Annotated in this window: 13 protein-coding genes; 2 read left to right on the top strand and 11 right to left on the bottom strand. The window is 69.9% G+C overall.

The window, feature by feature from the left end; all coding sequences use genetic code 11:
- Positions 1-672: hypothetical protein (locus AB0K09_RS05340; protein ID WP_366063933.1), on the top strand; the 672-nt coding region annotated here is incomplete at its 5' end.
- A 22-nt stretch (positions 673-694) separates the two neighbouring features.
- Here AB0K09_RS05340 and AB0K09_RS05335 read toward each other — a convergent pair.
- Entirely contained in the window at positions 695-1,507 is an 813-nt protein-coding gene (locus AB0K09_RS05335) for a hypothetical protein (protein WP_366063932.1), read from the bottom strand.
- 226 nt (positions 1,508-1,733) lie between these two features.
- On the opposite strand from AB0K09_RS05335, the gene AB0K09_RS05330 reads away from it, so the two are divergent.
- The gene (locus tag AB0K09_RS05330; RefSeq protein ID WP_366063931.1) at positions 1,734-3,860 is read left to right on the top strand and encodes a glycosyltransferase family 4 protein; all 2,127 of its coding nucleotides are present in this window, start codon (positions 1,734-1,736) and stop codon (positions 3,858-3,860) included.
- Between the two features lie 70 nt (positions 3,861-3,930).
- Here AB0K09_RS05330 and truA read toward each other — a convergent pair whose 3' ends face one another.
- The 10 genes from truA to secY all read right to left on the bottom strand — a co-directional run bounded on the left by truA (position 3,931) and on the right by secY (position 11,304).
- Positions 3,931-4,785 (bottom strand): tRNA pseudouridine(38-40) synthase TruA, encoded by an 855-nt coding sequence (gene truA, locus AB0K09_RS05325; RefSeq protein WP_366063930.1) that lies wholly within the window; start codon positions 4,783-4,785, stop codon positions 3,931-3,933.
- Positions 4,786-4,867: 82 nt separating this feature from the next.
- The gene (gene rplQ, locus AB0K09_RS05320) at positions 4,868-5,332 is read right to left on the bottom strand and encodes a 50S ribosomal protein L17 (RefSeq protein ID WP_366063929.1); all 465 of its coding nucleotides are present in this window, start codon (positions 5,330-5,332) and stop codon (positions 4,868-4,870) included.
- Positions 5,333-5,478: 146 nt separating this feature from the next.
- Positions 5,479-6,501: a DNA-directed RNA polymerase subunit alpha gene (locus tag AB0K09_RS05315; RefSeq protein WP_004946635.1), complete on the bottom strand. Its 1,023-nt coding sequence runs from the start codon at positions 6,499-6,501 to the stop codon at positions 5,479-5,481.
- A gap of 271 nt (positions 6,502-6,772) precedes the next feature.
- Positions 6,773-7,177: a 30S ribosomal protein S11 gene (gene rpsK / locus AB0K09_RS05310; RefSeq protein WP_003948617.1), complete on the bottom strand. Its 405-nt coding sequence runs from the start codon at positions 7,175-7,177 to the stop codon at positions 6,773-6,775.
- A 65-nt stretch (positions 7,178-7,242) separates the two neighbouring features.
- The gene (gene rpsM / locus AB0K09_RS05305) at positions 7,243-7,623 is read right to left on the bottom strand and encodes a 30S ribosomal protein S13 (RefSeq protein WP_366063928.1); all 381 of its coding nucleotides are present in this window, start codon (positions 7,621-7,623) and stop codon (positions 7,243-7,245) included.
- A gap of 201 nt (positions 7,624-7,824) precedes the next feature.
- A complete protein-coding gene (gene rpmJ, locus AB0K09_RS05300; protein ID WP_003956441.1) occupies positions 7,825-7,938 on the bottom strand; it encodes a 50S ribosomal protein L36 in 114 nt (37 codons plus the stop codon).
- A gap of 59 nt (positions 7,939-7,997) precedes the next feature.
- Entirely contained in the window at positions 7,998-8,219 is a 222-nt protein-coding gene (infA, locus tag AB0K09_RS05295; protein WP_003956442.1) for a translation initiation factor IF-1, read from the bottom strand.
- 164 nt (positions 8,220-8,383) lie between these two features.
- Positions 8,384-9,220: a type I methionyl aminopeptidase gene (gene map / locus AB0K09_RS05290; RefSeq protein WP_366063927.1), complete on the bottom strand. Its 837-nt coding sequence runs from the start codon at positions 9,218-9,220 to the stop codon at positions 8,384-8,386.
- Between the two features lie 123 nt (positions 9,221-9,343).
- Complete coding sequence (locus AB0K09_RS05285) at positions 9,344-9,991, bottom strand: adenylate kinase (protein ID WP_366063926.1); 648 nt, start codon at positions 9,989-9,991, stop codon at positions 9,344-9,346.
- Positions 9,991-11,304, bottom strand: a complete 1,314-nt coding sequence (gene secY, locus AB0K09_RS05280; protein WP_366063925.1) for a preprotein translocase subunit SecY — start codon at positions 11,302-11,304, stop codon at positions 9,991-9,993. The genes AB0K09_RS05285 and secY overlap by 1 nt, the downstream gene beginning before the upstream one ends.
- Positions 11,305-11,390: the final 86 nt, after the last annotated feature.

Here is an 11,390-nt window from a genome sequence, read left to right as displayed (position 1 = left end):
CTGGCCGCCGGCGCGGTCGCGGCGGCCGCGGCCGGGGCGCTGCTGCTGACGGGCGGCAAGAAGAAGGACGAGCCGTCCGCCCACGGCGGCAGCTCGCCGTCCGCCGAGTCCGAGGTGCCCATCCCCTCGGACCCGCGCGAGGTCATCGCCAGCGCCAAGACCGACCGGGCGCCGCTGACCCCGGAAACGTTCTTCCCCGACGCCAAGCCGGGCACCTTCGAGCGCGTCGCCCTGGACACCACCGACGTCTGCGGCACGGTGACCCAGAACGGCCTGGGCCCGATGCTGACCACCGGCGGCTGCCGCAAGCTGCTGCGCGCCACATACGTGCGTGACGGGGTCGCGGTCACCGTCGGCGTCGCCGTCTTCGACACCAAGGCCGCCGCCGACAAGGCCAAGGCGCAGGCCAAGGGCAATGTCGCCGCCCTGCCGGCCCCCGGCGCCAAGCCGTTCTGCCAGGGCCCCGCCTGCCAGACCAGCGCGAACGCCGAGGGCCGCTACGCCTACTTCACCGTCGCCGGGTACGCCAACGGCTCCGCCGTGAAGGCCGGCGACGCCAAGGTGCTGGGCGCCGCCCGGGACGCGGCCGACTACACCTTCAAGCGCATCGTGGCGCGCGGCGAGGCCGCTGCGGGCAAGTCCGCCGGCTCTGCCTCGCCCTCCGCGTCGTAGGCGGGAAGCCGGTCGCGGGGAGCTACTCCTCGCCCTCGTCCGTGTCGCCCGCCTCGCCGCCCTCCGGCGCGGGGCCGGCGGAGCGGTCGGACGGGGCCGGGGGCGGCGTCTCGGTCCGCTTCAGCTGCTCCACCTTCGCCACCTGCGCCCGCACCAGCCGGTCGGGGATCTCCACGGCCGCCGGATCGGACAGATGCGTGGCGAAGAACATCGCCAGGACGTTCCCGGTCCGCACGACCGTGACCAGGCTCGGCGCCCTCTCGGCCGCGTTCTCCAGCCGGTAGGCCACGGCTTCGTCCCCCAGCCGCGGCGCCGGCAGCGTACGGACCGCCCGGAACGTCTGCGCCTGGCCCTCCCCCGTCCGCATCCGGAAGCCGCCCCCGCAGGCCCCGGCGGCCTCGCGCAGCTGCCGCAGCGTGGTCCGGGCGTCCTCGCCCCGGTAGGCGGAGACCCGGATGGTGCCGAGCAGGCCCTCGAAGCCCCGGTCCCGCGAACCCCGGGCGAAGGTGTTGACCACCGATGCCTCCGGCACCGGCTGCGGCTGCGAGCCCAGCGCCACCACCAGCGGCCGGCACGCGGCCGCCGGCGTGCTGGGCCGACCGGACCCGGCCGTGCCCGGGGACGCCTTCTCGATCAGCAGCCCCGGCACCTCCGACGGGCCCAGCTCGGCACGGCGCAACTGGCCGTCACGGAGCGTGCGCACCGTACGGACCGCGCGCCCCTCGTCCTTGCCCTCCGGGCCCCCGCCGGCGCCCTCCCCGTCCCCCGCGCAACCGGCCGCCGACAGTGCCAGCAGCACGGCGGCGCCGGAGAACGCCAGCGCTCTCGCCTTCACGTACCCCAGCCTCCCGCCGACCGCGATGTGACCGATTGCGATGTGACCGAGGCCACAATGTAGGCTCTCCAGGCAACCGAAATCCCTTCCAACGGTCTTAACCGACGGATCGGACCACGCACAACGAGGCGCGCGGCACCGACCAGCAGGCCGGATGACCCGCGACACCGAACACCAGGCTCGGGGGAAGGACGGACACGTGCCGCATCCGCGGCCGGACACCGCCATGAAGATCTCTTTCCTTTTGCAGAACGCCTACGGCATCGGCGGCACGATCCGCTCCACGTTCAACGTCGCGAGCGCGCTCGCCGAACGGCACGACGTGGAGATCGTGTCGACCCTCAGAACCGGAAAGACGCCCAGACTCCCCCTCAACCGCAAGGTCAGGCTGGTCAACCTCATCGACCGGCGGCCCGAGGAGGGCGCCGACCTCGGCGACCCGCTGCTGGACCGGGAGAGCGCCTACATCCCCACCAAGGAGGCGACGGGCGCGCACTTCAGCGCCCTGACCGACGAACGAGTCAAGGCGCACCTCGCCGAGACCGACGCCGACGTCGTCATCGCCACCCGCCCGGGCCTGGTGATGTACCTCGCCGAGTTCGGCTCCGACCGCTACCTGCGCATCGGCCAGGAGCACCGGATCTACGGCACCCACGAGCCGAACATCCGCGCCCACCAGGACGCCGCCATCCCGCACCTAGACGCGCACACCACCGTCTCCGAGGCCGACGCCAGGACCCACCGGGAGCAGTTCCCGGACGTCAAGACGAAGATCGTCTGCCTGCCGAACGCCGTGCCGCCCTCCGAGGTCGAGCCCGCCGACAGCTCGGTCAAGCTCGTCGTCGCCGCCGGCCGCCTCATCCCGGTCAAGCGCTACGACCTGCTGATCGCCGCCTGGGCCACGGTCGCCGCCGCCCACCCGGACTGGAAGCTCCGCCTCTACGGCCGCGGCCCCGAGCAGGCCAAGCTGCGCGCCCAGATCGACGAGCTCGGCCTCACCGAGTCGATCACCATGATGGGCGCCCACTCCCCCATCGAGACCGAGTGGGCCAAGGGCTCCATCGCCGCCGTGACCTCCCGCGAGGAGTCCTTCGGCATGACGATCGTCGAGGCCATGCAGTGCGGCGTCCCGGTCGTCGCCACCGACTGCCCGCACGGCCCCGGCGAGATCATCACCGACGGCAAGGACGGCCTGCTCGTCCCCGTCGGCGACAGCGACGGCATCGCCAAGGGCCTGCTCAAGCTGATCGAGGACGAGGAGCTGCGCCGCACCATGGGCGCCGCCGCCCGCGTCTCCGCGCAGCGCTACTCCCCCGAGCGGATGGCCGACGGCTACGAGCGGCTCATCGAGAGCCTCGGCGGCCCCCGCACCGCGCCGGCCACGGCCCCCGCCGCGACGACGGCCCCCGAGCCCGCCCAGGCCCCGGCCGTCCCGCTGAGCCGCAAGCTGCGCCGCACCGCCGGCAAGATCCTCCGCCCGCTGCGCCGCCCGGTCGCCAAGCCGGCCAAGGAGCCGGTCAAGACCGTCCTGAAGGACATCGTCGTCCGCAAGCCGCTGCGACCCGTCGCGTCCTGCCGCGTCGACGCCCACGGCAACATCGTCGTCTCCGTCCAGGACAAGGGCCTCTCCGGGGAACAGCTCTCCCTGACGGTCACCCGCCGCAAGGAGGGCAAGCCGCTCAGCGTGCCGCTCACGCCCCCCGCCGAGCGGGGCGCGCCCTGGACCGCCGTCCTCGACCGCGCCATGCTGCGCCTGGGCGAGGGCCGCTGGGACCTGCACATCGTCCGGGCCGACGACAAGGCCCGCCGCCGCGTCGTCTCCCACCTCGCCGAGGGCCGCGGCCTGCTCACCCTCCGGCCCCTGCCGGGCTCCCCCTTCACCTGGTGGGCCCCCTACCCGACGGCCGACGGCTACCTCGCCATCCGCGCCTGGAACCGCCCGGCCCACGCGGAGGCGGACTCGATCCGGGCCGGCGAGGACTCCCTGACGGTGGACGCGACGCTGTACGGCGCCGAGCTGGCCGGGGACGCCACGCCGGTCGTCGTGGCGACGCCGCGCGGGGAGGGCGCGTCCGAGCTGACGCTCGACGCGGAGGTCCTCTCCCCGACCGAGCTCCGCTTCACCGCGCCCTACGACCGCCTCCACGCGGCCCGGGCCGGCGACGAGAGCACGACGTGGGACCTGGCCCTGCGGCCCGCGGCCGACGCGGAACCGATCCGGATCGGCCGCATCATCGGCGACATCGTGGACCGCAACAAGACGGACCTGTACCCGACGGTGGGCGGGGTCCGCCCGTACCTGACGATGGCGAGCGACCTGGCCGTCAACCTGCCGGCGGTGGCTGAGGCGTAACGCAGAATGCCGGACGGGCCGACTTTGTCAGCCCGTCCGGCATTTGCGGACACGTGGCGCAGCCGCGTGCTCAGCAGCAACCGCGCCCCGGAAGCGTCCGCTTGTTCCGCGCGGCGAGGTTCCGCGCAGCGAGGTCCTCGTCCGCCGGATACCCGACCTCCTCCAGCGTCAGCCCGTGCGGCCGCACCACGTGCACCGCGGAGTCCCGCACGCCGGCGGCCAGCACCTGGCCCGGCCAGTCCACCGGCCGGTGCCCGTCGCCGACGAACAGCAGCGCGCCCACCAGCGACCGCACCATGTTGTGGCAGAACGCGTCCGCCCGCACCGTCGCCGTGATGACACCCGACTCGTCACGCTGCCAGCTCAGCCGCTGGAGCGTGCGGATCGTCGTCGCGCCCTCGCGCCGCTTGCAGTACGCCGCGAAGTCGTGCTCGCCGAGCAGCGCCTGCGAGGCGGCGTTCATCGCGTCGACGTCCAAGGGCCAGTCGTGCCACAGCACATGACCCCGCAACAGCGGGTCGACCCCGCCCGGGTGGTCGACGACCCGGTACGCGTAGCGCCGCCAGATCGCCGAGAAGCGCGCGTTGAACCCCGCCGGAGCCGGCTCGGCCTTCCAGACGCGGACGTCGTGCGGCAGCCGGCCCGCCAGCCGGCGCAGCAGCTTGTCCTGGTGCTCGGCCCACAGCTCGGCCGGCAGGTCCACGTGCGCGACCTGGCCGCGCGCGTGCACGCCGGCGTCCGTCCGGCCGGCGACCGTCAGCTCGAACGTCTCCTTGGACCGGGTCACGGTCCGGATCGCGTCCTCCAGCTCCCCCTGCACCGTGCGCCGGCCCTCGCGCTGCTTCGCCCAGCCGGAGAAGTCCTTGCCGTCGTACGACAGGTCCAGCCGCACCCGCACGAAGCCGGGCTCCACCTCGTCACTCACCCAGAGTTCCTTCCACAGAATGCGGGACGGGCCCGCCCCCGAAGCAGGGAGCGGGCCCGTCCGTACACACGCGTCAGACGCGTCAGGCGTCCTTCGACTCCTCGGCCGGAGCCTCGGCGGCAGCCTCGGACTCCTTGACCGCGCGCTTGGCGGCGGCCTCGGCCTCGGCGACGGTCGCCTTCTTGGCGATCTCGCCCTCGACCAGCTCGATCACGGCCATGGGCGCGTTGTCGCCACGGCGGTTACCGATCTTGGTGATGCGGGTGTAGCCACCCGGACGCTCGGCGTAGCGCGGAGCGATCTCGGTGAAGAGGACGTGCACGACGCCCTTGTCCGTGATCGTCTGCAGCACCTGGCGACGGTTGTGGATGTCGCCCTTCTTCGCCTTGGTGATCAGGCGCTCGGCGACCGGACGCAGGCGGCGGGCCTTGGCCTCGGTCGTCGTGATGCGGCCGTGCTCGAAGAGCGACTTGGCGAGGTTCGCCAGCAGAAGCTTCTCGTGCGCGGCGCTGCCGCCGAAACGGGCACCCTTGGTGGGACGCGGCATTGGCGTTTCTCCTTGTTCTCTGCACCGGCCGTATCAGGTACCGATGTCAGTATCCGAGCAGGCGGTCGCCTGTCGGAGACCCGCGCCCCCGAAGGGGCGCGGGGAACTGCGCGACCAGCCGAAGCCGGCCCGCAGCCGAAAACCGATCAGTACTGCTCGGTCTCCACGAACCCGGCGTCCGCGTCGTCGTCGGCGCCGAAGGCGTCGGCGGCGGCGGTCGGGTCGAATCCGGGCGGGCTGTCCTTGAGCGCCAGGCCCATGCCGGCCAGCTTCGCCTTGACCTCGTCGATCGACTTCGCACCGAAGTTGCGGATGTCGAGCAGGTCGGCCTCGGAACGGGCGACGAGCTCACCCACGGAGTGGATGCCCTCGCGCTTGAGGCAGTTGTAGGACCGAACGGTGAGCTCGAGCTCCTCGATCGGCAGCGCCAGGTCGGCGGCCAGGGCGGCGTCCGTCGGGGACGGGCCCATGTCGATGCCCTCGGCGTCGATGTTGAGCTCGCGGGCCAGACCGAACAGCTCGACCAGGGTCTTACCGGCGGACGCCATGGCGTCACGCGGGCGCATGGCCTGCTTGGTCTCGACGTCGACGATCAGCTTGTCGAAGTCGGTGCGCTGCTCGACACGGGTCGCCTCGACCTTGTAGGTGACCTTGAGCACCGGCGAGTAGATGGAGTCGACCGGGATACGGCCGATCTCCTGGCCCACCTGCTTGTTCTGGACGGCGGAGACGTAGCCGCGACCGCGCTCGACGGTCAGCTCCATCTCCAGCTTGCCCTTGGCGTTCAGGGTCGCCAGGACCAGGTCGGGGTTGTGCACCTCGACACCGGCCGGCGGGGCGATGTCCGCGGCGGTGACCAGGCCCGGGCCCTGCTTGCGCAGGTACATCACGACCGGCTCGTCGTGCTCCGAGGAGACGACCAGCTGCTTGATGTTCAGGATGAGGTCGGTGACGTCCTCCTTGACGCCCGGCACGGTGGTGAACTCGTGCAGAACGCCGTCGATGCGGATGGACGTGACCGCCGCACCCGGGATCGAGGAGAGGAGCGTACGACGCAGGGAGTTGCCGAGGGTGTAGCCGAAGCCCGGCTCCAGCGGCTCGATGACGAACCGGGAACGGAACTCGTCCACGACCTCTTCGGTCAGGGAGGGGCGCTGAGCGATCAGCATGTGTGGATCAGATCCTTCAGTCGTGGGCGCCCGCTATTTGACGCCCGTCTGTACTGCAAGGGTACGGGCGGCACGGCCCGAAAGGCCGTACCGCCCGACTGCCGTATGTGGGGGACAACCCCCACGCCCCCGGCCGAGGGCACCGGCAATACCGCGGGAAGCGGCCGGCGTCAGACGCGGCGGCGCTTCGGCGGACGGCAGCCGTACTGCGAGTCTGCGGGGGATGACCCCCGCACCCCCAGCCGACCGCCTGCCCGGCTTCAGCGCAGCGTCAGACGCGGCGGCGCTTCGGCGGACGGCAGCCGTTGTGCGGGGTGGGGGTGACGTCCTGGATCGAACCGACCTCGAGGCCCGTGGCCTGGAGGGAGCGGATCGCGGTCTCACGGCCGGAGCCGGGACCCTTGACGAAGACGTCGACCTTGCGCATGCCGTGCTCCTGCGCGCGGCGGGCGGCCGACTCGGCGGCCATCTGCGCGGCGAAGGGGGTGGACTTGCGCGAGCCCTTGAAACCGACGTGACCGGCGGAGGCCCAGGAGATCACGTTGCCCGTGGGGTCGGTGATCGAAACGATGGTGTTGTTGAACGTGCTCTTGATGTGCGCGTGGCCGTGAGCGACGTTCTTCTTTTCCTTGCGGCGCACCTTCTTGGCAGCGCCCTGACGACCCTTGGGGGGCATCTATCTCTCCTACGGGAGGTGGTCGGTCCTACAGCGAAGACCGCTGACGAGCGTCCTGCTGCGGACTACTTCTTGCCCGGCTTCTTCTTGCCGGCGATCGCGCGACGCGGGCCCTTGCGGGTGCGGGCGTTGGTGCTGGTGCGCTGACCGTGGACGGGCAGGCCACGGCGGTGACGCAGACCCTGGTAGCAGCCGATCTCGACCTTGCGGCGGATGTCGGCCTGGATCTCGCGACGGAGGTCACCCTCGGTCTTGACGTTGGCGTCCACGTACTCGCGGATCTTGACCAGGTCCTCTTCGGTCAGGTCACGAACGCGGGTGTTCGGGTTCACGCCGGTGGCGGCCAGCGTCTGCTGGGAGAGGGTCCGGCCGATGCCGAACACGTAGGTGAGGGCGACCTCCACGCGCTTGTCGCGCGGGATGTCAACACCGGAAACGCGTGCCATTCAATGGCTCCAGTTGTCTGTCGGAGGTCTTCCGCAGTACCGCTCCCGAAAGCCGCCACTCCTGCGAGGGAGCGAGGTACTCACCGGGTCCCCGGCCTCCGACCGGGGGTGTCGCCCTCCGTCATAGAGAGGGACGGGTCCTGCGTATGTACATGTGTTTCGTGCGTCGCGCGAAGAAACCGCGAAAGTGCGGGGTCTGCGTCAGCCCTGGCGCTGCTTGTGGCGCAGGTTGTCGCAGATGACCATGACCCGGCCGTGACGGCGGATCACCTTGCACTTGTCGCAGATCTTCTTGACGCTCGGCTTGACCTTCATGGGATGTGAGGTTCTCCGGGTCAGTGCCACCGCCCCGCCGGAACGGAGCCGGGCAAGATCTACTTGTAGCGGTAGACGATCCGACCGCGCGTGAGGTCATACGGGGAGAGCTCCACGACGACCCGGTCATCCGGAAGGATGCGGATGTAGTGCATCCGCATCTTGCCGCTGATGTGCGCGAGGACCTTGTGACCGTTCTGGAGCTCCACCTTGAACATTGCGTTCGGCAGAGACTCGATCACGGTGCCCTCAATCTCGATGGCACCTTGCTTCTTGGCCACGCTTCGCCTTTCGAATCGGCTACCTTGATCGACTCCTGTGTTTCGCACCCCCGTACGGTCGCGGGCATGCGGATATACGAGAGCCGACGCATCAGTCTACGTCAGGGCAACCGGAAAGACTAATCCAGGTCTCGTGCCCCGCCGAGAAGATCCTTAAGCTGCGGTCATCCGAGGGGATCCGGCGCCGCCGTCACGCCCAGCTCGGCGAGCTTGGCCCGGCCGCCGTCCGGAGCCGTCAGCACGAGCGGGCCCTCCTCCGTCAGGGCCACGGAGTGCTCCCAGTGGGAGGACCAGGTCAGGTCGTCCGTGAGGACCGTCCACTCGTCCTCCAGAACGTGCGTACGAGGCGTACCGAGGCTGACCATGGGCTCGATCGCGATGCAGAAGCCCGGGACCAGCTTGGGGCCCTTGCCGCGCTTGCGGGAGACGTAGTTCAGCAGGTGCGGGTCCATGTGCATCTCGGAGCCGATGCCGTGCCCGCCGTAGTCCTCGATGATCCCGTACCGGCCGCTCGCCGGGCGGGGCTGGCGGCGGATGTAGCCCTCGATGGCCTTGGAGAGGTCCACCAGGCGATTGCCGTTCCGCACCGCCGCGATGCCGGCCCACATGGACTCCTCGGTCACCCGGGAGAGCTCGCGCAGCTCCGCGGAGTGACCGCCGCCGACGAAGGCGGTGATCGCGGCGTCCGCGTGCCAGCCGTCGATGATCGCGCCGGCGTCGATCGAGATGATGTCGCCGTCCTTCAGGACCGTCTCCGCGGACGGGATGCCGTGGACGACGACCTCGTTCACCGAGGTGCAGATCGTCGCCGGGAACCCTCCGTAACCGAGGAAGTTCGACTTGGCACCGTGCTCGGCGAGCACCTTGCGCGCCACGTCGTCGAGGTCCTTGGTGGTCGCGCCGGGCACGGCCGCCTCCCGGGTCGCCGCGTGGATGGCGGCGACCACCAGCCCCGCCTCGCGCATCTTCGCGATCTGCTCCGGGGTCTTGATCTCCACCATGGACACTCTCCGTTCCGGTACGACAACTGCTTGGACAAACACTACGGCCGCGATGCCCCGGGGGGCATCGCGGCCGTGGTCCGACGCGCTCCTTACGGCCTCGCGAAGGAGCGATCGGGACGACTAACGCTCGAGCGCCTCCATGGCGCGCTGCGTGACCTCGGCGACCTTGCCGAGTGCCGAGATCGTCACCACCAGGCCCTGGGCCTTGTAGTAGTCGATGATCGGCTCGGTCTGCGTGTGGTAGACCTCCAGGCGCTCCCGGACGGTCTCCTCGCTGTCGTCCTCCCGCTGGTACAGCTCGCCGCCGCAGATGTCGCAGACACCCTCGGCCTTCGGCGGGTTGTACACCACGTGGAAGATGTGGCTGCTGTCCTTGCGGCACATCCGGCGGCCGGCGATCCGCTTGACGACCTCGTCCTCCGGGACCTCCAGGTCCAGGACGGCGTCGAGCTGCATGCCGTCCGCCTTGAGGATCTCGTCCAGCGCCTCGGCCTGAACGAGGTTGCGCGGGAAGCCGTCCAGCAGGAAGCCGCCCTCGGCGTCCGCCTGCTCCATGCGGTCCTTGGCCATCCCGATGGTGACCTCGTCCGGCACCAGCTGGCCGGCACGCATGTATTCCTGGGCCTTCTGGCCGAGCGGGGTGCCCTGGCTGATGTTCGCCCGGAACAGGTCACCCGTCGAGATGTGCGGGATCGCGAGATTCTTGGCCAGGTACGCGGCCTGCGTACCCTTGCCGGCGCCGGGCGGCCCGACGAGGACGATTCGCATCAGCGGAGGAACCCTTCGTAGTTGCGCTGCTGAAGCTGGCTCTCGATCTGCTTCACAGTCTCCAGACCGACACCCACGATGATCAGGATGCTGGTTCCCCCGAACGGGAAGTTCTGGTTTGCGTTGAGTGTGACCAGTGCCACGGTGGGCACCAGAGCGATCAGACCCAGGTACAGCGAGCCGGGCCAGGTGATGCGGTTGAGCACATAGCTCAAGTACTCCGCGGTGGGCCGGCCCGCCCGGATACCCGGGATGAACCCACCATACTTCTTCATGTTGTCGGCAACTTCCTCGGGGTTGAAGGAGATGGCGACGTAGAAGAAGGCGAAGAACACGATCAGCAGGAAGTACGCGGTGATGTAGACCGGGTGGTCACCCTTGACCAGGTTGGCCTGCACCCACGTCGCCCAGCCGGCCTTCGATCCGGTGAACTGCACCAGCAGCGCCGGGATGTAGAGCAGCGACGAGGCGAAAATGACCGGAATCACACCCGCCTGGTTCACCTTCAGCGGGATGTAGGTCGAGGTGCCGCCGTAGGACCGGCGGCCGATCATGCGCTTGGCGTACTGCACGGGGATCCGGCGCTGAGCCTGCTCGACGAAGACCACGAGCGCGACCATGGCCAGACCGCAGAGGATCACCAGGCCGAATTCCAGCCAGCCGCCCATCAGCTTGCCCTGCAGCTTGATGCCCCACAGCGCGCTCGGGAAGCCGGCGGCGATCGAGGTGAACATCAGGATCGACATGCCGTTGCCGATGCCGCGGTCGGTGATGAGCTCACCGAGCCACATGATCAGGGACGTGCCCGCGGTCATCGTGACGACCATGACGATCGTGGTGAAGATCGACTGGTTCGGGACGATCTGGTTGCCGACCGTGCAGTTGCCGAAGAGGGCACCGTTGCGCGCGGTGGCCACCAGGCCGGTGCCCTGGAGCACGGCGAGCGCGACGGTCAGATAGCGCGTGTACTGCGTGATCTTGGCCTGGCCGGTCTGGCCCTCCTTCTTGAGGGCTTCCAGCCGCGGAATGACGACGGTGAGCAGCTGCAGGATGATGCTCGCCGTGATGTACGGCATGATCCCGAGCGCGAAGATCGTGATCTGCAGCAGTGCACCACCGCTGAACATGTTCACGAGGCCGAAAAGGCCCGCCCCGCTCTTGGCCTGGTCCATGCACGTCTGGACGTTGCGGTAGTCGACACCGGGCACGGGCACATGCGCACCCAGCCGGAAGAGCACCATGATGCCCAACGTGAACAGCAGCTTCTTGCGCAGGTCGGGCGTCTTGAACGCCCGGGCGAACGCGGTGAGCACGGTGCCTCCTGCGCCTCTCACGCAGCCACGTGAGAGGTGACGGTCTTGAAGGATCGACGAAAACTTGACGGGTTGACGGTCAACGC

The organism is Streptomyces sp. NPDC049577 (assembly GCF_040675635.1).
In the GTDB taxonomy this organism is placed as follows: Bacteria; Actinomycetota; Actinomycetes; order Streptomycetales; family Streptomycetaceae; genus Streptomyces.
The sequence above is the reverse complement of the archived record's forward strand: the minus strand, read 5'-3'. Positions and strand labels throughout refer to the sequence as shown.